The organism is Streptomyces macrosporus, from assembly GCF_039533145.1.
In the GTDB taxonomy this organism is placed as follows: domain Bacteria; phylum Actinomycetota; class Actinomycetes; order Streptomycetales; family Streptomycetaceae; genus Streptomyces; species Streptomyces macrosporus.
This window is the reverse complement of the sequence record NZ_BAAASZ010000037.1, coordinates 140,672-158,970: the sequence shown is the minus strand read 5'-3', so window position 1 is coordinate 158,970 and position 18,299 is coordinate 140,672. Positions and strand designations below refer to the sequence as shown.

Annotated in this window: 20 protein-coding genes; 7 read left to right on the top strand and 13 right to left on the bottom strand. The window is 72.6% G+C overall.

The window, feature by feature from the left end:
* Window positions 1–250 precede the first annotated feature (250 nt).
* Window positions 251–922 (bottom strand): DNA-3-methyladenine glycosylase, encoded by a 672-nt coding sequence (locus ABD335_RS26580; protein WP_344328043.1) that lies wholly within the window; start codon window positions 920–922, stop codon window positions 251–253.
* Between the two features lie 131 nt (window positions 923–1,053).
* Here ABD335_RS26580 and ABD335_RS26575 point away from each other — a divergent pair, with 131 nt between their 5' ends.
* The 3 genes from ABD335_RS26575 (at window position 1,054) to ABD335_RS26565 (ending at window position 3,289) form a co-directional block, all read left to right on the top strand.
* Window positions 1,054–1,836 (top strand): sporulation protein, encoded by a 783-nt coding sequence (locus ABD335_RS26575; RefSeq protein ID WP_344328041.1) that lies wholly within the window; start codon window positions 1,054–1,056, stop codon window positions 1,834–1,836.
* A gap of 169 nt (window positions 1,837–2,005) precedes the next feature.
* Window positions 2,006–2,545: a YbhB/YbcL family Raf kinase inhibitor-like protein gene (locus ABD335_RS26570; protein WP_344328039.1), complete on the top strand. Its 540-nt coding sequence runs from the start codon at window positions 2,006–2,008 to the stop codon at window positions 2,543–2,545.
* Between the two features lie 234 nt (window positions 2,546–2,779).
* Window positions 2,780–3,289, top strand: coding sequence for an HNH endonuclease (locus ABD335_RS26565; protein WP_344328037.1), 510 nt, complete (start codon window positions 2,780–2,782; stop codon window positions 3,287–3,289).
* An 18-nt stretch (window positions 3,290–3,307) separates the two neighbouring features.
* Here the strand turns inward: ABD335_RS26565 and ABD335_RS26560 are convergent, their stop codons facing one another.
* The 4 genes from ABD335_RS26560 to ABD335_RS26545 all read right to left on the bottom strand — a co-directional run bounded on the left by ABD335_RS26560 (window position 3,308) and on the right by ABD335_RS26545 (window position 6,490).
* On the bottom strand, window positions 3,308–4,075 hold the full coding sequence (locus tag ABD335_RS26560; protein ID WP_344328036.1) for a sulfite exporter TauE/SafE family protein: 768 nt from the start codon (window positions 4,073–4,075) through the stop codon (window positions 3,308–3,310).
* Between the two features lie 130 nt (window positions 4,076–4,205).
* The gene (locus tag ABD335_RS26555) at window positions 4,206–5,171 is read right to left on the bottom strand and encodes an SPFH domain-containing protein (RefSeq protein WP_344328035.1); all 966 of its coding nucleotides are present in this window, start codon (window positions 5,169–5,171) and stop codon (window positions 4,206–4,208) included.
* 83 nt (window positions 5,172–5,254) lie between these two features.
* Complete coding sequence (locus ABD335_RS26550) at window positions 5,255–5,677, bottom strand: NfeD family protein (RefSeq protein ID WP_344328033.1); 423 nt, start codon at window positions 5,675–5,677, stop codon at window positions 5,255–5,257.
* A 21-nt stretch (window positions 5,678–5,698) separates the two neighbouring features.
* The gene (locus tag ABD335_RS26545) at window positions 5,699–6,490 is read right to left on the bottom strand and encodes an ABC transporter ATP-binding protein (RefSeq protein ID WP_344328031.1); all 792 of its coding nucleotides are present in this window, start codon (window positions 6,488–6,490) and stop codon (window positions 5,699–5,701) included.
* 109 nt (window positions 6,491–6,599) lie between these two features.
* Here ABD335_RS26545 and ABD335_RS26540 point away from each other — a divergent pair, with 109 nt between their 5' ends.
* Complete coding sequence (locus ABD335_RS26540; protein WP_344328030.1) at window positions 6,600–7,382, top strand: hypothetical protein; 783 nt, start codon at window positions 6,600–6,602, stop codon at window positions 7,380–7,382.
* Window positions 7,383–7,400: 18 nt separating this feature from the next.
* On the opposite strand, the gene ABD335_RS26535 is transcribed toward ABD335_RS26540, so the two are convergent.
* From ABD335_RS26535 to ABD335_RS26525, 3 genes are all read right to left on the bottom strand, one after another.
* Entirely contained in the window at window positions 7,401–8,054 is a 654-nt protein-coding gene (locus ABD335_RS26535; protein ID WP_344328029.1) for a response regulator, read from the bottom strand.
* Window positions 8,047–9,261 carry a GAF domain-containing sensor histidine kinase gene (locus ABD335_RS26530; RefSeq protein ID WP_344328026.1) on the bottom strand — a complete coding sequence of 405 codons (1,215 nt, stop codon included), beginning with the start codon at window positions 9,259–9,261 and terminating at the stop codon, window positions 8,047–8,049. Before ABD335_RS26530 ends, ABD335_RS26535 begins: the two co-directional genes overlap by 8 nt.
* 179 nt (window positions 9,262–9,440) lie before the next feature.
* Window positions 9,441–12,005: an FHA domain-containing protein gene (locus ABD335_RS26525; protein WP_425583752.1), complete on the bottom strand. Its 2,565-nt coding sequence runs from the start codon at window positions 12,003–12,005 to the stop codon at window positions 9,441–9,443.
* 383 nt (window positions 12,006–12,388) lie between these two features.
* Between ABD335_RS26525 and serB the strand changes: the two genes are divergently transcribed.
* On the top strand, window positions 12,389–13,624 hold the full coding sequence (gene serB / locus ABD335_RS26520; protein ID WP_344328022.1) for a phosphoserine phosphatase SerB: 1,236 nt from the start codon (window positions 12,389–12,391) through the stop codon (window positions 13,622–13,624).
* A 69-nt stretch (window positions 13,625–13,693) separates the two neighbouring features.
* On the opposite strand, the gene ABD335_RS26515 is transcribed toward serB, so the two are convergent.
* From ABD335_RS26515 to ABD335_RS26500, 4 genes are all read right to left on the bottom strand, one after another.
* Window positions 13,694–14,215 (bottom strand): SixA phosphatase family protein, encoded by a 522-nt coding sequence (locus tag ABD335_RS26515; RefSeq protein WP_344328020.1) that lies wholly within the window; start codon window positions 14,213–14,215, stop codon window positions 13,694–13,696.
* Window positions 14,216–14,337: 122 nt separating this feature from the next.
* A complete protein-coding gene (locus ABD335_RS26510) occupies window positions 14,338–14,547 on the bottom strand; it encodes a hypothetical protein (RefSeq protein WP_344328018.1) in 210 nt (69 codons plus the stop codon).
* 185 nt (window positions 14,548–14,732) lie between these two features.
* Window positions 14,733–14,849: an SGM_5486 family transporter-associated protein gene (locus ABD335_RS26505; protein WP_344328017.1), complete on the bottom strand. Its 117-nt coding sequence runs from the start codon at window positions 14,847–14,849 to the stop codon at window positions 14,733–14,735.
* Window positions 14,850–14,853: 4 nt separating this feature from the next.
* Window positions 14,854–16,173: a CynX/NimT family MFS transporter gene (locus tag ABD335_RS26500; protein ID WP_425583751.1), complete on the bottom strand. Its 1,320-nt coding sequence runs from the start codon at window positions 16,171–16,173 to the stop codon at window positions 14,854–14,856.
* A gap of 79 nt (window positions 16,174–16,252) precedes the next feature.
* Here ABD335_RS26500 and ABD335_RS26495 point away from each other — a divergent pair, with 79 nt between their 5' ends.
* Together ABD335_RS26495 and ABD335_RS26490 are read left to right on the top strand one after the other, a co-directional pair.
* Window positions 16,253–16,957 (top strand): FadR/GntR family transcriptional regulator, encoded by a 705-nt coding sequence (locus ABD335_RS26495; RefSeq protein WP_344328015.1) that lies wholly within the window; start codon window positions 16,253–16,255, stop codon window positions 16,955–16,957.
* A gap of 144 nt (window positions 16,958–17,101) precedes the next feature.
* Complete coding sequence (locus tag ABD335_RS26490; RefSeq protein ID WP_344328013.1) at window positions 17,102–17,449, top strand: SH3 domain-containing protein; 348 nt, start codon at window positions 17,102–17,104, stop codon at window positions 17,447–17,449.
* A gap of 69 nt (window positions 17,450–17,518) precedes the next feature.
* Here the strand turns inward: ABD335_RS26490 and fabI are convergent, their stop codons facing one another.
* Complete coding sequence (gene fabI, locus ABD335_RS26485; RefSeq protein ID WP_344328012.1) at window positions 17,519–18,298, bottom strand: enoyl-ACP reductase FabI; 780 nt, start codon at window positions 18,296–18,298, stop codon at window positions 17,519–17,521.
* Between the last annotated feature and the right edge of the window lies 1 nt (window position 18,299).

Genomic DNA, 18,299 nt, shown 5'->3' with positions numbered 1-18,299 from the left:
CAAGGAACGGACGCTTCCTTCGCGACCCCTCTCCGGGGCCCCTCCGGGCGCTTCCCTCTCGGTGTGTCCACCACTTTAGCGGATCTTTCCGGCGACTCATAATCGAGCCATTCGGGTTGGCTTTCCGCACAGCGGAAACGACCCCTGCCGGGATCCCTGGTTTGGTGGTTTGTCCGCTCCGGGCCTCTCGCTCACGCGACCGCTTCGGTCGCCGTGAGGACCTCGTCCCGTTCCAGCGGCTCGGTCTACGTTAGACCTCGGGCACCCTGGCGTCAAGCACCGTCTTCCGACGACGTGGCTGGTGCGCTCTGTAAGGGCTCACGGTGGGGTCGTCGGCGATCCAGTAGCGCCACGGGTGGGCGGCTCCCTCGCCTCCCACGCCCGTGCGCGGGCCGGTGCGTATGCGGTGCGCCGGGACCGGGGTGCCCGTGAGGATGCGGAGGGGGGCCTCCGGGTCGTTCCCGCAGACGTCGGTGCCGTTCAGGGCGCGGTCCACGCCCAGGGCCGTGGCCAGGCGGGCGGGGCCCTTGGCCAGCTCGTTGTCGTTGCGCGCCTTGGGACGGCGCTTGCGGGCCCACTCCCGGCCTCTCACCACCTCGCCCGCACGCAGCAGCACACCGCTCGCGGTGCCCTCGCCGTCGCAGACCAGGTTGAGGCAGTGCCACATGCCATAGGTGAAGTAGACGTACGCGTGGCCGGGCGGGCCGAACATCACGGCGTTGCGCTCGGTCCGGCCGCGGTAGGCGTGCGACCCGGGGTCGATCCGCCCCGCGTACGCCTCGACCTCGGTCAGGCGCAGCTCGACGGGGCCGTCCTCGGTCGTGCGGACCAGGACGCGCCCGAGCAGGTCAGGGGCGACCTCCAGAACGGGGCGGTGGAAGAAGTCGCGGGGCAGGGGCATACGGTCTTGCTCTGCGGTCACGCCGGTCGAGCGTAGTGCAGCCATCGGGTGACGATCGCGGGCGGCGGCCCGGACGGTGGAACCGTCCGACGGACTGCCGGCGTTTACACAGTCCGACGCGACACACAGGCCAGGGCCTGGGGGAGGAAGACATGGGCTTCAAGAAGCTGTTCGCGAGCGTGGGCATCGGCGGTGCGTCCGTGGAGACGGTGCTGACCGAGCCGAACGTGGTGCCGGGCGGTGTGGTCCAGGGCGAGGTGAGGATCCAGGGCGGCTCGGTCGTCCAGGAGATCCAGGGGCTGTCGGTCGGTCTCCAGGCGAAGGTCGAGGTCGAGGGCGGCGAGGAGGAGTACAACAAGAACATCGAGTTCCACCGCCGGCAGCTCGGCGGCTCCTTCGAGCTCCAGCCGGGGGCCGTGCACACGGTGCCGTTCGGGCTGGAGGTGCCGTGGGAGACCCCGATCACCATGTTCATGGGCCGGCACCTGACCGGGATGAACATCGGGGTGAAGACGGAGCTGGCGATCGCCAAGGCCGTGGACTCCGGCGACCTCGACCCGGTGAACGTCCACCCGCTCCCCGCCCAGCAGGCGATCCTCGACGCGTTCGCGGGTCTGGGCTTCCACTTCAAGAACGCGGACCTGGAGCAGGGACACATCCGCGGGACGCGGCAGAAGCTGCCCTTCTACCAGGAGATCGAGTTCCTGGCTCCGCAGCAGTACCGCGGGCTCAACCAGGTCGAGCTGAGCTTCGTCGCGGACGAGCGCGAGATGGACGTCGTCCTGGAGATGGACAAGAAGCCCGGCCTGTTCAGCGAGGGCAGCGACACGTACCGCTCCTTCACCATGGACCTGGCGAACTTCCGGCAGACGGACTGGACCGCCTACCTCAACCAGTGGCTGGCCGAGGTCGGCGGCAAGCGGAACTGGTTCTGATCCCGGTCCGCGTCCGCCGGACGGCGTGCGTCGGGTGTGGGGCGCGGTCCCGTGCGGGCCGCGCCCCCCGCGCGTCCGGGGCTCGGCCCGCCACGGTGTTTCCGTCCGCGGGGGTGAAGATCGATAGGCTGGCGGCGCAGCGATGTCGCGCTACCGAGGAGGTTCCGACGTGACCGAGCAGAAGCGGCGCCCACTCCCCCACGACTTCCATCCTCCGGTGCCGTCGTTCACGGTCGTCAGCGACGATGTGTCCGAGGGCGCCCGACTGAAGCCCGACCAGGTCTACGCCGAGGGGAACACCTCTCCGCACCTGCGGTGGGAGGGGTTCCCGGAGGAGACGAAGAGCTTCGCCGTCACGTGCTTCGACCCGGACGCGCCGACCGGCAGCGGCTTCTGGCACTGGTCGGTGTTCGACATCCCGGCGACCGTGACGGAGCTGCCCGCGGGCGCCGGCACGGGTGAGATGAAGGGCCTGCCCGAGGGCGCCGTGCACGTGCGCAACGACTACGGCACCAGGGACTTCGGCGGGGCCGCGCCGCCGCCCGGGGACGGCCCGCACCGCTACGTCTTCACGGTGTACGCCGTGGACACCGAGAAGCTGGGGGTGGACGCGGACGCGTCGCCCGCCGTGGTCGGCTTCAACCTGCGGTTCCACACGCTGGCCCGGGCGCAGCTCATCGGCGAGTACGAGGTGCCCGCGCAGGACTGACACCCGGGCCGCCCCTCCACCGCCCCGCGCACCGCCCCCGCGCGGGGCCTTCTCCGTTTCCGGTCCGTGCCGGTCCGTGCCGTGCACGACTGTTTTCCATGATCGTCACCCGGCGGCCGGTCCGTGGGCATCTCCCGTACAACGTGGGGAAATTGCGTTGTTCACCTCGTGGGGCAACGGCACAGTGGTGCCACCTCGCCACGGGGGCGGGGCCCGGGCCCGGAGGTGGGTGAGATGCGCGAGGCGTTGGTGCTCAATGCCGGTTTCGAGCCGCTGTCGACGGTGTCGCTGCGGCGCGCGGTGGTGCTGGTGATGCAGGACAAGGTCGTCGTCGAACAGTCCCACCCGGGGCTGCGCGTGCGGGCGGCGCACATCGACCTGCCGGTGCCGCAGGTGATCAGGCTCCGCAGATACGTACGGGTTCCCTTCCGACAACGGGCGCCGTGGTCGCGGCGCGGTGTGCTCGTGCGGGACCGGCACCGGTGCGCCTACTGCGGGCGCCGGGCGACCACGGTGGACCACATCGTGCCGCGTTCGCGCGGTGGGGGCGACACGTGGCTGAACACGGTGGCGGCGTGCGCGGAGGACAACCACCGCAAGGCGGACCGCACGCCCGCGCAGGCGGGGATGCGGCTGCTCACGCAGCCGTTCGAGCCCACTCCGGCGGACGCGCTGGTCCTGGCGCTGGGGCTGCGGGAGGGCGACTCGCTGCCGGACTGGCTGCCGCTGCCCGCCTCGGCCTGAGCGGCCGGCCCGGCGCGGTCACCCCAGGAGGAGCTGGAGGATCGCCACCACGCCGACGGCCACGATGACCGCGCGGAGGGCGGTGGGCGGCAGCTTGCGTCCCAGGCGGGCGCCGAGCTGACCGCCCACCGCCGAGCCGACGGCGATGAGCAGGACGGCGGTCCAGTCGAACTCGGCGACGAAGAGGAAGAAGAGCGCGGCGGTGCCGTTGACGACCGCGCCGAGGATGTTCTTCACGGCGTTGATGCGCTGGAGGTCCTCGCGGAGGAGCAGTCCCATCAGGGCGAGGTAGATGACGCCCTGGGCGGCGCCGAAGTAGCCGCCGTACGCGCTGGACAGGGTGATGCCGCCGAGGAGGACGGGGCCGCCGTGGGGGTGGCCCTGGTGCCCGTTGCGCTCGCGCCGGCGCTGGACGGCGCGGGACAGGCGCGGCTGGGCGATGACGAGCACCAGGGCGAGCGCGATGAGCGCCGGGACGATCATGTCGAACGCCGTGGACGGCAGCATGATCAGCAGGGCCGCTCCGACCAGGGCGCCGATGAAGGCCACGCTGCTCAGCCGCAGGACGCGGTCGCGCTGTCCGCGCAGTTCGCGGCGGTAGCCGATGGCGCCGCTGACGGAGCCGGGGACCAGGCCCAGCGCGTTGGAGACGTTCGCGGTGACCGGGGAGAGGCCGACCGCGAGCAGGACCGGAAAGGTGATCAGGGTCCCTGAGCCCACGATCGTGTTGATGGTGCCCGCGCCGATGCCGGCGGCGAAGACCGCCAGCGCCTCCCAGATGTCCACGTGCCACGCCCCTCGGCCGAGAATCGGTGTCCAGTGCACCGATCATGCCCGAGGGGCGCCGCCACGGTGTGTCGGGGTGGTGTACGGGGTGTGCGCAGGAGGTGTGCCCGGCCGCCTCCGCCGGCCGCGGTCAGTCGATCGGGGGCTGCTCGCGGCGCTTGGTCAGGTCGGAGCGGCCGGTGCCGCCGTCTCCGGAGGGGCCGCCGGAAGGGGTGGGGACGGAGCCGCCGAGGTTGCCGAACGCGCCGCCGAGTCCCTTGAGGGCGTCGCCGATCTCGCTGGGCACGATCCACAGCTTGTTGGCGTCGCCCTCGGCGATCTTGGGGAGCATCTGGAGGTACTGGTAGGCCAGGAGCTTCTGGTCCGGGTCGCCGGCGTGGATGGACTCGAAGACCGTGCGGATCGCCTGGGCCTCGCCCTCGGCCCGGAGCGCGGCGGCCTTGGCCTCGCCCTCCGCGCGGAGGATGGCGGACTGCTTCTCGCCCTCGGCGGTGAGGATCTGGGACTGCCGGACGCCTTCCGCCTGGAGGATCGCGGCGCGCTTGTCGCGGTCGGCGCGCATCTGCTTCTCCATCGAGTCCTGGATGGAGGTCGGCGGCTCGATCGCCTTGAGCTCGACGCGGTTGACGCGGATGCCCCACTTGCCGGTGGCCTCGTCCAGGACGCCGCGCAGCGCGGCGTTGATCTCCTCGCGGGAGGTCAGGGTGCGCTCCAGGTCCATGCCGCCGATGATGTTGCGCAGGGTGGTGACGGTGAGCTGCTCGATGGCCTGGATGTAGCTGGCGACCTCGTACGTCGCGGCCCGCGCGTCGGTGACCTGGTAGTAGATCACCGTGTCGATGTTCACCACCAGGTTGTCCTGGGTGATCACCGGCTGCGGCGGGAAGGGGACGACCTGTTCGCGGAGGTCGACGCGGTTGCGGATGGTGTCGATGAACGGGACGACGATGTTGAGACCCGCGTTCAGGGTCCGGGTGTAGCGGCCGAAGCGCTCCACGATCGCGGCGCTGGCCTGCGGAATGACCTGGATCGTCTTGATGAGTGCGATGAAGACCAGCACCACCAGGATGATCAGCACGATGATGATGGCGTCCATCGTGTCTCCCCCTGCGTTCTACGGATGTCGCTATGGATGTCGCGCTGACCGCGACGACGGTGTGACCGTGCGGTTACCCGCTATCACATCACGACGGCGGTGGCCCCGTCGATCTCCACCACGTCCACCTGCGCACCGGGCTCGTAGGTCGCGCTCGTGTCGAGGGCGCGCGCGGACCAGACCTCGCCGGCGAGCTTGATGCGTCCCCCGTGGGCGTCCACCGTTTCGAGGACGATCGCCTGACGCCCCGTCAGGGCGTCCACGCCGCTTCGCAGTTCGGGACGCTGTGTCTGCATGCGTCTGGCGATGGGACGGACGACGAGGATCAACGCGGTCGAGACCACCGCGAAGACGGCCACCTGGGCCACCGCTCCTCCCCCGAGTCCGGCGACGACCGCGCCCGCGATGGCACCCACCGCGAGCATGCCGAACTCGGGCATGGCGGTCAGCACGAGGGGGATTCCGAGCCCTACGGCGGCGATCAGCCACCACACCCATGCGTCCACACCGTCATGGTAGGGCGCCGATCACCCGAGCGGGAGACCCTGCGCCGTCCAGCGGTCGCCGTGGTGCTCCACGATCAGCGGCAGTCCGAAGCAGTGCGAGAGGTTGCTGGAGGTCAGCTCGGTCTCGACCGGTCCGGCGGTGAGCACCTTGCCCTGACGGATCATCAACACGTGGGTGAAGCCCGGGGGGATCTCCTCGACGTGGTGGGTCACCATGATCATCGAGGGGGCGTACGGGTCGCGGGCGAGCCGGCCCAGCCGGCGGACCAGGTCCTCGCGGCCGCCGAGGTCGAGGCCCGCGGCGGGCTCGTCCAGGAGCAGCAGTTCGGGGTCGGTCATCATGGCGCGGGCGATCTGGGTGCGCTTGCGCTCGCCCTCGGAGAGGGTGCCGAACCTGCGGTCGAGGTAGGCGCTCATCCCGAGGCGGTCGAGGAAGGCGAGGGCGCGCTCCTCGTCGACCGGGTCGTAGTGCTCGCGCCAGCCCGCGGTCATGCCGTAGGCGGCGGTGAGGACGGTCTGGAGCACGGTCTGGTCGCGCGGCAGCTTCTCGGCGAGCGCGCTGCTCGCCATGCCGATGCGGGGGCGCAGTTCGAAGACGTCGACCCTGCCGAGCCGTTCGCCGAGGATGGTCGCGGTCCCGGACGACGGGTAGAGGTAGCTGGAGGCGATGTTGAGCAGGGTGGTCTTGCCGGCGCCGTTGGGGCCGAGGATGACCCAGCGCTCCCCCTCCTTGACCGACCAGGAGACGTCTTCCACCAGAGCCCGACCCTCGCGGACCACGGATACGTCCACCAGCTCCAGAACATCGCTCATGGCGCGTTGTCTCCCATTTGCAGTCGCTGCTGTCGTCTGTGCCTGTGGGCACAGTCCCCAGGGAAAACCTACGCCACGTCCGTCGCGGTGCTGTCCTTAGGCTGGGGGCATGCTCGATGAACCTCGTTCCGGGCGGCTGACCGCCTGGGGAAATGCCCTGTTCGCCGGAGTGGTCCCGCCGGACGACGCCGCGCCGCGCATCGTGGGCGGCGATGCCGTCCACCGGGTGGCGGGTCTGCCGGGCGAGTCCGGGGAGGTGGGCCTCACCCTCGCGCTCGGCCGGCTGCGCGCGCTGGGGGTGAGGGGGCTGCGGCTGGCCCTGCCCGCGCCGGGGCATCCGCTGGGGCTGAGCGGACCGCCGGAGTTCAACGCCCTGGCCCTGGACGCCGGGGAGGCGGTGGTCGCCGTGGGGGCGGCGCTGGGGCTGGTGCCGGAGGTGAGCGAGGCGGGTCCGGAGGGGGACGTGTACTCCGAGGTGGTGTGGCGCTGCCTGCCGGTGCGCGAGGCACCGCCCGCGGACGTGCCGTCGCTGGGCGAGGCCGAGCGCGAGTTGGCGGAGGCGATGCGCGAGGCGGTCGAGGCGTTGACGCGGCTGGACGTGGCCGGGTCGGGGCCGGTGGCGGAGGCGGCGCTGGAGGCGTACCGGGCGCGGGCGGAGGCGAGCCGCCGCCTGCTGGCGCCGGGTTATCCGCCGCGCGCGGTGCGGGTTCTGGAGTTGGCGCAGCGGGTGGGCGCGCTGGTGGACATCGCGTACGGGCCGGAGCACGGCGGCGCGGTCAGCGCGGGCGCGATGGCGGCGCGGGTCGAGGTGCTGCGGCCGGTGGAGCGGACGGCGCGGCGGGCGAAGGTGGCGGCCTACAACGCGTACGTGGAGGAGCGCGAACGGCGTTGAGCCGGCCGGGCCCGCGCGTCAGCCCGTCACGCCGTGCCGGACCGCCCACAGCGCCGCCTGGGTGCGGTCGGCGAGGTCCAGCTTCATCAGGATGTTGGACACGTGCGTCTTGACGGTCTTCTCGGAGAGCACCAGGTGCCGTGCGATCTCCCGGTTGGAGCGTCCGTCGGCGATCAGGGCGAGGACCTCCCTCTCCCGTTCGGTCAGGGCGGTGCCGCGGCCCGCTCCGCCGCCGGTCTCCTCCTGGGAGAGCAGGGCCTGGGCGACCTCCGGCTGGAGCAGGACGTGCCCGGCGTGGACGGAGCGGATGGCCGCGGCCAGCGCGTCGGGGTCGATGTCCTTGTAGACGTAGCCGGCGGCTCCGGCGCGCAGGGCGGGGACGACGGTGCGCTGCTCGGTGAAGCTGGTGACGACCAGCACCCGTGCGGGGTTCTGCGCCTCGCGGAGCGTGCGCAGGGCCTCGATGCCGCTGGTGCCGGGCATCTTCACGTCCATCAGGACGACGTCGGGGCGCAGTTCCTCGGCGCGGGCCACGCCCTCGATCCCGTCGGCGGCCTCGCCGACCACCTCGATGTCGTCCTGGACCTCCAGGAACGTGCGCAGGCCCCGGCGTACGACCTGGTGGTCGTCCACCAGCAGGACTCTGATCACTGCGGCGAGCCCGTCAGCCACAGGGCACCTCCATCTCGACCACGGTGCCCTTGCCGGGCTCCGACTCCACCGTCAGCGTGCCGCCGACCCCGCCCGCCCGGTCGCGCATCGACACCAGGCCGAGGTGGCGGCCGGCGCGGCGCACCGCGGAGGGGTCGAAGCCGCGGCCGTCGTCGGCCACCCGCAGCACGGTGGCGGTGTCGCGGCGGGTGAGGGTGACCGTGACGCGGTCCGCCCCGGAGTGGCGCAGGGCGTTGTGGAGGGCCTCCTGCGCCACTCGCAGCATCGCCTCCTCCTGGGCGGCGGGCAGCGCCCGCACCCCCTCGCTGTCGAAGGTGACGGACGCGCCGTGCGCCCTGTCCAGGACCTGGACCTGGGTGCGCAGGGCGGCGACCAGGCCGTCCTCGTCGAGGGCGGCGGGGCGCAGTTCGACGACGACGGCCCGCAGCTCGTCGGCGGCCTCGGCGGCCAGCCGCGCGACCTGCCGCAGTTCCTCCTTGGCGCGGCCGGGGTCGCGGTCGACCAGGGCGGTGGCGGCCTGGGCGGTCAGGCGCAGGGAGAACAGCTTCTGCGAGACGGCGTCGTGCAGTTCGTGGGCGATGCGGGCGCGTTCCCCGGCGATGGTCAGCTCGCGGCTGCGCTCGTAGAGGCGGGCGTTGGTGAGGGCTATGGCGGCGTGCTCGGCGAGGAGGCGCAGCAGTTCCTCGTCCTCCTCGGTGAAGCCGCAGCCGTCCTCCGGGGCTCCGTACCGCCGGTCGGCGGGGCCGCTCTTGTCGCCCCGCTCTCCGTGCCCGTCCCCGTGCTGGTCGCCCTGCCTGCCGCCGCGCTTGTTGGCGAGGAACAGCGCGCCGAGCACCTCCTCGCCGTCGACGATCGGCATGCCGAGGAAGTCGGCCAGCTCCGGGTGCGCGGCGGGCCAGCCCTCGAAGCGCGGGTCGCGGCGGACGTCGGCGAGCCGCTGCGGGGAGGCGTCGCGGAGCATGGCGGCGAGGATGCCGTGCTGGCGGGGCAGCGGGCCGATCGCCTTCCACTGCTCGTCGTCGACCCCGTCCACCACGAACTGCGCGAAGCCGCCGTGGTCGTCGGGGACGCCGAGCGCGGCGTACCGGGCGTCGAGGAGTTCGCGGGCGGAGGCGACGATCGTCTGGAGGACGTCGCGCACCTGGAGGTGCCGGTTCATGGCGAGCAGGGCGGCGCCGACGGCCGCCAGCCCGGTTCTGGGGACCATGCGCCCCACCGTACTGCCGGGGGCGCGCGACCGGATCGGCCCGTCGTCTCCCCTCGCGCCGGGCGGGGGTCGTAGGACCGCGGTCGCAGAGGCGCGGCGCCGCGCACACGCGGCGAGGGCGGCGCCCCCGGTTCCGGGGACACCGCCCTCGCACTCCGTGCGCGTGACGCGGCCGACGGTTACTTGCGCATGACCTCCGGCTCGTGGCGGCGCAGCAGACGGGCCACCGCGATGCCGCAGACGACGCCGATCGCCAGCAGGATCGCCAGGTCCATCGCCCACACCCCGGCGCTGTGCTCCCACAGCGGGTCGAGGTTGGTGGGGTTCTCACGGTCCCAGGGGGCCATGGTGTGCGACAGGTCCACGGTCGCCCCCAGCACGCCGATCGCCCAGCGCGAGGGCATCAGCCAGGCGACCTGCTCGATGCCGGGCGAGTCGAAGACCTGGAAGAGCACGCCGGTGAAGACGAGCTGGACGATCGCGAAGCCCACCAGCAGGGGCATGGTCATCTCGGAGGTCTTCACCAGCGAGGAGATCACCAGGCCGAACATCATCGAGGTGAGGCCGAACGCGATGATCCCGATGCACAGCTCGACGGCCGTGGGGAGGAACAGGCCCTCGTCGGGCAGCTCCCGCACCGAGAAGCCGATGGCGCAGATGATGACGCCCTGGAGGGCGGTGATCACCCCGAGGACGATCACCTTGGACATCAGGTACGCGGACCGGGACAGGCCGGTGGCCCTCTCCCGCTCGTAGATGACCCGTTCCTTGACCAGTTCGCGGACGGAGTTGGCCGCGCCGGACAGGCACATGCCGACCGCGAGGATCAGCAGGATCGTGCCCGCGTGCTGGTTGAACCCGCCGGGGTTGGGGTTGGCCCGCAGTCCGTGGTCGGTGGGGATCACGACGCTGACCGCGCCCAGGATCACGGGCAGGAGCACCATCAGGACGAGGAAGCCGACGTCGGACGCGATGACCGACGTGTAGCGCCGGGTCAGCGTCCACAGCTGCGAGCCCCAGCTCTGCGGCTTGGGCGGCCGGGACGGCGGCGGGGCGAACTGCTGCGTCTGGGGCGCGGCCGCGTCGATCTCGGCGGCGTAGAGCTGGTAGTGCTGGGAGCCCCGCCAGCGGCCCATCCAGTCGTAGTCGCGGTAGTTCTCGAAGGCCGAGAAGACGTCCGCCCAGCTCTCGTAGCCGAAGAAGTTGAGGGCCTCCTCCGGCGGGCCGAAGTAGGCCACACCGCCGCCCGGGGCCATCACCAGGACCCGGTCGCACAGGGCCAGCTCGGCCACCGAGTGGGTGACCACCAGCACGGTGCGGCCGTCGTCGGCCAGGCCGCGCAGCAGCTGCATCACGTCGCGGTCCATGCCCGGGTCGAGGCCGGAGGTCGGCTCGTCCAGGAAGATCAGCGACGGCTTGGTGAGCAGTTCCAGCGCGACCGAGACGCGCTTGCGCTGGCCGCCGGAGAGGGAGGTGATCTTCTTGTTGGCGTGGATGTCGAGCTTGAGCTCGGCCAGCACCTCCTCGATCCGCGCGTTGCGCTCGGCCTCCGCGACGTCGCCGGGGAAGCGCAGCTTGGCGGCGTAGCGCAGGGCGGTGCGGATGGTCAGTTCCTTGTGGAGGATGTCGTCCTGCGGGACCAGGGCGATGCGCCGGCGCAGCTCGGCGAACTGCTTGTAGAGGTTCCGGTTGTCGTAGAGGACCTCGCCGATGTCGGCCGGTCGGTAGCCGGTGAGCGCGCGCAGCAGCGTGGACTTGCCGGAGCCGGACGGGCCGATGACGGCGACCAGGGACTTCTCGGGAACGCCGAAGGTGACGTCGTTGAGGATCACCTTGCCGCCGTCGACCTTGACCGTCAGATGGCGGGCGGAGAAGGCGACCTCGCCGGTGTCGACGAACTCCTCGAGCCGGTCGCCGACCACCCGGAAGGTCGAGTGGCCGATGCCGATGATGTCGTCCGGCCCGATGACCGCCGACCCCGACTTGGGCAGCGGCTGGCCGTTGACGTACGTGCCGTTGTGGCTGCCGAGGTCGCGGATCTCGAAGCGACCGTCGGGGGTGGCCCGGAACTCCGCGTGGTGCCGGGACACCTGGAGGTCGGAGACCACCAGGTCGTTCTCCAGCGCACGGCCGATCCGCATGACGCGGCCCAGCGAGAGCTGGTGGAACGTGGTCGGGCTGCGGTGGTCGCCGTGGAGGGGCGCGCCGCCCTGCGCGGGCCCCGGCGCGTACTGCTGCGGCACCGACTGCTGGTGCACGGGCTGTCCGTGCGGACCCTGCCCGGGCCCCGCCTGCTGCGGGGCCTGCGGCTGCGGGCTCCAGGCGGGACCGCCGTGCTGCGGCTGCGCCATCGGCTGCCGGGCGGACGCCTGCGGCGCGGCCATCGCGGCCTGGGCACCGGCCTGGACCCCGTGGGCGCCGGCGGCGGGCGCGCCCGCGGCCTGGCCGGAGAAGCCCAGTCGGGGCCCGTCGGTGGCGTTGCCCAGATGGACGACCGAGCCGGCGCCTATCTGCACCTGCTGGACGCGCCGGCCCTGTGCGTACGTTCCGTTGGTGCTGCCCTGGTCCTCGAGGATCCAGGCGTTCCCACCCCAGCGCAGTACGGCGTGCCGCCAGGAGACCCTGGCGTCGTCGACCACGATGTCGCCCTGGGGATCGCGCCCCAGGGCGTAGGACCTGGACGGGTCGAGCGTCCAGGTCCGTCCGTTCAATTCCAGTACGAGTTCCGGCACTCCATGCCCCACAAAGTTGTCCCCCGAGCTACCCCCTGTGCGGCAGAGGGTCTAGGGATGGCGAACATCGTGGAGGAACTATTCCAGGCTCCGGCTCCTGACAGAAAGTCGACCCCGGCGGATGGTTGCGGAACCGCTACGGTCCGCGTCGTCCCGGCGGGAGCGATCCCGGGAGAAACGGGTACCGGCGACGACGGACCCGCGCCCGTCCGCACGGACCGTGAGGAAACGGTGCGCATCCGTACGGGGCCGTACCGGAACGGCCGTCTCGGGCGCCCCGTGCGGGACCGCGCCGGCGGCCGGACGAGCGGGCGCCGAACAGCGCCGTCGCGGGCTGTCCGGGGTACGGACGTGCGTACGGAACCGCATCGGTGCTCGATACCGTAGGGATCATCATGAGCGCTTCGCAGACTCCGCCGCCCGTCCCCGCCGCCATCGGCGGGGACACCCCCACCCTCCTGGTGAAGATCTTCGGCAAGGACCGGCCCGGCATCACCGCGGGCCTCTTCGAGACCCTGGCCGCCTACTCGGTCGACGTCGTCGACATCGAGCAGGTCGTCACCCGGGGACGGATAACCCTGTGCGCCCTGGTCACCACGCCCGGCGGGGACGGCGCCGAGGGAAGCCTGCGGGCGACGGTGCACACCTGGGCGGAGTCGATGCGGCTCCAGGCGGAGATCATCTCCGGTCGGGGCGACAACCGGCCGCGCGGCACCGGCCGCTCCCACGTCACCGTGCTGGGCAATCCGCTGACCGCCGAGGCGGCGGCGGCCGTCGCCGCCCGGATAACGGGGGTCGGCGGCAACATCGACCGGATCTTCCGGCTGGCGAAGTACCCGGTGACGGCCGTGGAGTTCGCCGTCTCGGGGACGGAGACCGAGGCGCTGCGGACCGCGCTGGCCCCCGAGTCGGCGGCCCTGGGCGTGGACATCGCCGTGGTGGCCGCCGGGCTGCACCGCCGCGCGCAGCGCCTGGTGGTGATGGACGTGGACTCCACGCTCATCCAGGACGAGGTGATCGAACTGTTCGCGGCGCACGCCGGCTGCGAGGAGAAGGTCGCGGAGGTGACCGCCGCCGCGATGCGCGGCGAGCTGGACTTCGAGCAGTCGCTCCACGCGCGGGTGGCGCTGCTGGAGGGGCTGGACGAGTCGGTGGTGGACAAGGTGCGCTCCGAGGTCCGGCTCACGCCGGGCGCCCGCACCCTCATCCGCACTCTCAAGCGTCTGGGCTACCAGGTGGGTGTGGTCTCGGGCGGCTTCACGCAGGTCACCGACGATCTCAAGGAGCGGCTGGGCCTGGACTTCGCCTCGGCCAACACCCTGGAGATCGTCGACGGCAAGCTGACCGGCCGGGTCGTCGGGGAGGTCGTGGACCGGGCGGGCAAGGCGAGGCTGCTGCGCCGCTTCGCGGCCGAGGCCGGGGTTCCGCTCGCCCAGACCGTGGCGATCGGTGACGGCGCCAACGACCTGGACATGCTCAACACCGCGGGGCTGGGCGTGGCGTTCAACGCCAAGCCGGTGGTCCAGGAGGCGGCGCACACGGCGGTGAACGTGCCGTTCCTGGACACCGTGCTGTACCTGCTGGGCATCACGCGCGAGGAGGTCGAGGCGGCCGACGCCGCCCGGGCGTGACCGGCGCGGGCACGGGTGCCGCGCCCCGAGGGGGACGCGGCACCGTGGGTGGTCCGCTCGCGCGGTGTCCTACTCGTGCGGCGCCCAGTAGGCCTCCAGCCGGCCGACCCCGTGCTCGACGGACTTCCAGGACCCGGTGAAGGAGACCACGGCTATGGCCGAGGTGGGGAAGCCGATGCGGTCCAGACGGGTCCTGGCGTCTCCCTCGGCCTCGCCCGCCAGGGCGTCGGCCAGCGCGTGCATGCCGGGGTTGTGCCCGACGAGCATCAGGTCCCGGACGTCGTCCGACACCTCGTTGACCACCTCGATGAGCCGGCCGAGCACGGCCTCGTAGAGCCGCTCCTCGTACACCGTCTTCGGCCGCTTCGGCAGCTCGTGGGCGACCAGCTTCCACGTCTCGCGGGTGCGGTCGGCGGTGGAGCAGAGGGTGAGGTCGGGGACGATGCCGCTCGCGGCGAGCCAACGGCCCGCTTCCGGGGCGTCCTTGCGGCCCCGCTCCGCGAGCGGCCTGTCGTGGTCGGCCACCTGGGGCGGCCAGTCGGCTTTGGCGTGTCGGAGGATGACGATCCTGCGGGGCACATCGACGCTCATGCGTCCAGCTTCGCACGAATGGCGGCGCGTGGCGCGAGGAGTTGGGGACCCTCCCCGACCGGGTGACCCGGTGGTCACCGGCGCCCGTGGCCGTCCGCGGATCGCTCACGGGTCGGCTCGCGTCACTGCCGCAGGAGGCTCCGGAGGAGTTCCAGCAGCCGGACGAGGTCCCGCGGGGGCTCGGCCGCGCCGGCCTCGCCGCCGCCGACGGTCAGCGCCAGCAGCACGGCGAAGGCGATCACGGGCAGCGTCACGGCCCACCACGGCAGCCGCGCGTCCACCCCGCCGGCCGCCCTCCGGTGGTCGGTCCTGGTGGGTGCGTGGGCCGTCATCGGGCTCGCCTCCGTGGTGTCGCGCGGTGCTCGGTCGATCCACCGAGACGCTACGGGGCGCGCGGCGGCGGTCCCATCCGGTGAGCCACCCATTGCTCCCTGAGCCCGACCCCCTAGGGGATGGTGGGGCCTGCCCCACCACCGCCCGTGTCCGAGGGGATGCGACGCGGGTCGCCGGGACGCGGCTACGGGGCGATGGCGGTGGCGATGACGGCGATGACGACGGTGATGCCCAGCATCGCGCCGAGGACGGCGAGCAGCTTCTTCTGTCCGTTGCGGGGGTTGGGTTCCAGCACTGGCATGGGTTCAGTGTCGCACTCGGAGCTCGTCCTCGACGCACCGGTCCCGGCCCGCCACCAGGCCCACGCAGAGCTGGGCGGCCATCAGGACGGCCATCAGGGTCAGGGGGGCGTGCCAGCCCCCGGTGTGCTGGTGGAGGGCGCCGACCAGCAGCGGGCCGGGGATGGAGATCAGGTAGCCGGTGCCCTGTGCGAAGGCGGAGAGCCGGGCGACCCCGGCGCCGGTGCGCGCCCGCATCCCGATCAGGGTGAGGACCAGCGGGAAGGAGCAGTTGGAGACGCCCAGCAGCAGCACCCAGACCCAGGCGCCCTCCGCCGGGGCGAACCAGAGCCCGGCGTACCCTCCGAGCCCGCACACGGCCAGCGCGACGGCGAGCGGTCCCTGGTGGCGCAGCCGCGCGGCGATCCGCGGCAGCACGAAGGACAGGGGGATGCCCAGGCCCATGGTGACCGCGAGCAGCAGCCCGGCGGTGGGGGCGGGGACCCCGGCGTCGCGGAAGATCTGCGGGAGCCAGCCCATCGTGATGTAGGCGGCGGTGGCCTGGAAGCCGAAGAAGACGCCGAGGGCCCAGGCGGTGACGGAACGGGTGATGCGGACGGGAGGCGTCCGGTCATCCGCGTCCGGGCCGTCGGCCGGGGCGCCGGCATCCGGGGCGGACGCGGCGCGGGCGTGCCGGCCGCGCACGATCGGCAGCCAGACCGCCAGCGCGAGCGCGGCCGGCAGCGCCCACAACGCCAGGCCCGTCCTCCAGTCGTCTCCCAGGGCCCGGGTCGCCGGGACGGTGAGGGCCGCGGCGGCCGCGGTGCCCAGGGAGAGGGCCATGGAGTACAGGCCCGTCATCGGGCCGATCCGGTCCGGGAACCAGCGCTTGACGACCACCGGCATCAGCACGTTGCCCACCGCGATGCCGGCCAGCGCCAGCCCGCTGGCGGCCAGGAACGGGCCCGTGCCGTCCGCGAGGGGACGCAGCGCCAGGCCGGCGGTGACGGCGGCCATGCCGGCGAGCACCACGGCGGCCGGTCCCAGGCGGCGTGCCAGGCGGGGCGCGGCGCTGCCGAAGACGGCGAAGCACAGCGCGGGCGCGGAGGTGAGCAGTCCGGCGACGGTGCCGTTCATCCCCAGTCCCTCGCGGACCTCCTCCAGGAGGGGGCCGAGTTCGGTGATGGCGGGGCGGAGGTTGAGCGCCGCCAGGACGAGGCCGGCGATCAGCAGCCGCCGTGCCCAGGGGGAGGCCGCCGTGTCCGCCCGCGCGGCGGGGCGGGTCCCTACGCTGGTCGGAGTCCTGCCGTCCGCCTGCTGGTCGATGGTCGCGGGGTCGTTGGCCATGGCGAACATCATAGAATCATCGGATGAATCGAGGCCATCTCATGCGCGTGATCATGCGCCCGCCCACTCGGGGAGTGCCATGCCCCTGACCTCGCCCCGACGGTCCGTCCTGGCCGACCAGGTGATCGACGCCCTGCGCGACCAGATCACCTCCGGCGAGTGGCCGGTCGGCTCCCGCATCCCGACCGAGCCCGAGTTGGTCGAACAGCTCGGGGTCGCCCGCAACACCGTGCGCGAGGCCGTACGGGCGCTCGCCCACAACGGGCTGCTGGACATCCGGCAGGGCTCGGGCACCTACGTGGTGGCCACCAGCGAGCTGGCCGGAGTGATGCACCGCCGCTTCGCCGACGCCGATCCGCGCGACGTGGCCGAACTGCGCTCGGTGCTGGAGGCGGAGGCCGCCCGACTGGCCGCGCACCGCCGCACCGACCAGGAGCTGCGCCAACTGCGGACCCTGCTGGAGCGGCGCGAGGCGGCCTGGGAGACGGGCGAGGTGGAACGCTTCGTGGAGGCGGACGTCACGTTGCACCTGGCGATCGTCAGGGCCTCCCACAACGAGGTGCTCACCGCGCTGTACGCGGACCTCGGCACGGTCCTGCGCACCTTCCTCCGCAACGACGTGGGAGAGGAGCTGCGCTCCGAGGAGTACCTGGACCACGAGCGGCTGGTGGACGCGATCCGCGACGGCGACGCGGAGACCGCCGCGCGGGAGGCGGGCTCGTACGCACGGACCTGCCGCGGCCCCCGGGGCCGCCGCGCGGACCGCGCCGCGGACTCCGACTGACACGGGGGCCGACACGGGCCGGCCGGTGCGGGCCCCTCCGATCGGATGCCCGAAGGCGGGCGAGTGGCGGAGGCGGGGTTTGCCCGGGGCCGGCGGGTGGGACGGCCGCTGCTGCCCTGCCCGCCTCGCGAGAGGAGAACCCGCATGCCCCCTGCCCAGCCCCGGCGGCCCGGCGCGGCGGCCGGAACGGCGGTGGCCGTGCTCCTGGTCGGCGCCGCGGCCGTCACGGCCCCGGCCCAGGCCCAGCCCGCCCGGCCGTACGGAACCGTCGTCGGCACCGACGGGGTCTACGAGCGCCAGTTCCCCAGCACCGACTCCTCGTCCCGAGGACGCCTCCCCTACCGGACGCAGATCGGCCTGCGGTGCAAGGTCCGCGCCCAGAACGTCGACGGCAACACCGTCTGGTACCTGCTGCGCGACCGCCCCACCTGGGTGTCGGCCCGCTACGTCGCCAACACCGGCACCGTGCCCTACTGCAAGGACGTGATGTGACGCCGTACGGGCACGGAACGCCTCCGGGGGCGGCGAGTGCGTCCGCCGCCCCCGGAGAGCACGGCGCGCCTACGCGCCCATCATGTGGACGCCGCCGTCCACGTGCACGATCTCGCCCGTCGTCTTCGGGAACCAGTCCGAGAGCAGGGCGACCACACCGCGCGCGGCGGGCTCGGGGTCGGTGAGGTCCCAGCCGATCGGGGCGCGGGTGTTCCACACGTCCGCCAGCTCCTCGAAGCCGGGGATGGACTTGGCGGCCATGGACTTGATGGGGCCGGCCGACACCAGGTTGCAGCGGATGTTCTTGTGCCCCAGGTCGCGGGCGAGGTAGCGGGAGGTGGACTCCAGGGCGGCCTTGGCCACCCCCATCCAGTCGTACTTGGGCCAGGCCACCTGCGCGTCGAAGTCCATGCCCACGACCGAGCCGCCGCGCTTCTCCAGCAGCGGCAGCAGGGCCATCGTCAGGGCCTTCAGCGAGTACGCCGAGATCTCCAGCGCCGTGGCGACCGACTCCCACTCGGTGTTGAGGAAGTTGCCGCCGAGCGCGTCCTGCGGCGCGAAGCCGATGGAGTGCACGACGCCGTCCAGCCCGATGCCCTCGCCGAGGTGCTCGGCGACCTTGCCGGCCAGGGTGTCCAGGTGCTCCTTGTTCTGCACGTCCAGCTCGATCACCGGCGCCTCCTTGGGCAGCCGCTTGGCGATCCGCTGCACCAGCGTCAGCCGCCCGAAGCCGGTGAGGACGACCTCGGCGCCCTCCTCCTGGGCGAGTCTGGCGACGTGGAAGGCGATGGAGGAGTCGGTGAGCACCCCGGTGACGAGGATGCGCTTTCCGGCGAGAAGTCCACTCATG

Excerpts from the sequence above, each read along its gene's own strand:
- ABD335_RS26575 (WP_344328041.1), top strand. The coding sequence starts at position 1,054 with ATGGGCTTCAAGAAGCTGTTCGCGAGCGTGGGCATCGGCGGTGCGTCC.
- ABD335_RS26565 (WP_344328037.1), top strand. The coding sequence starts at position 2,780 with ATGCGCGAGGCGTTGGTGCTCAATGCCGGTTTCGAGCCGCTGTCGACG.
- ABD335_RS26555 (WP_344328035.1), bottom strand. The coding sequence starts at position 5,171 with ATGGACGCCATCATCATCGTGCTGATCATCCTGGTGGTGCTGGTCTTC.
- ABD335_RS26545 (WP_344328031.1), bottom strand. The coding sequence starts at position 6,490 with ATGAGCGATGTTCTGGAGCTGGTGGACGTATCCGTGGTCCGCGAGGGT.
- ABD335_RS26540 (WP_344328030.1), top strand. The coding sequence starts at position 6,600 with ATGCTCGATGAACCTCGTTCCGGGCGGCTGACCGCCTGGGGAAATGCC.
- ABD335_RS26530 (WP_344328026.1), bottom strand. The coding sequence starts at position 9,261 with ATGGTCCCCAGAACCGGGCTGGCGGCCGTCGGCGCCGCCCTGCTCGCC.
- serB (WP_344328022.1), top strand. The coding sequence starts at position 12,389 with ATGAGCGCTTCGCAGACTCCGCCGCCCGTCCCCGCCGCCATCGGCGGG.
- ABD335_RS26515 (WP_344328020.1), bottom strand. The coding sequence starts at position 14,215 with ATGAGCGTCGATGTGCCCCGCAGGATCGTCATCCTCCGACACGCCAAA.
- ABD335_RS26510 (WP_344328018.1), bottom strand. The coding sequence starts at position 14,547 with ATGACGGCCCACGCACCCACCAGGACCGACCACCGGAGGGCGGCCGGC.
- ABD335_RS26505 (WP_344328017.1), bottom strand. The coding sequence starts at position 14,849 with ATGCCAGTGCTGGAACCCAACCCCCGCAACGGACAGAAGAAGCTGCTC.
- ABD335_RS26500 (WP_425583751.1), bottom strand. The coding sequence starts at position 16,173 with ATGGCCAACGACCCCGCGACCATCGACCAGCAGGCGGACGGCAGGACT.
- ABD335_RS26495 (WP_344328015.1), top strand. The coding sequence starts at position 16,253 with ATGCCCCTGACCTCGCCCCGACGGTCCGTCCTGGCCGACCAGGTGATC.
- ABD335_RS26490 (WP_344328013.1), top strand. The coding sequence starts at position 17,102 with ATGCCCCCTGCCCAGCCCCGGCGGCCCGGCGCGGCGGCCGGAACGGCG.
- fabI (WP_344328012.1), bottom strand. The coding sequence starts at position 18,298 with ATGAGTGGACTTCTCGCCGGAAAGCGCATCCTCGTCACCGGGGTGCTC.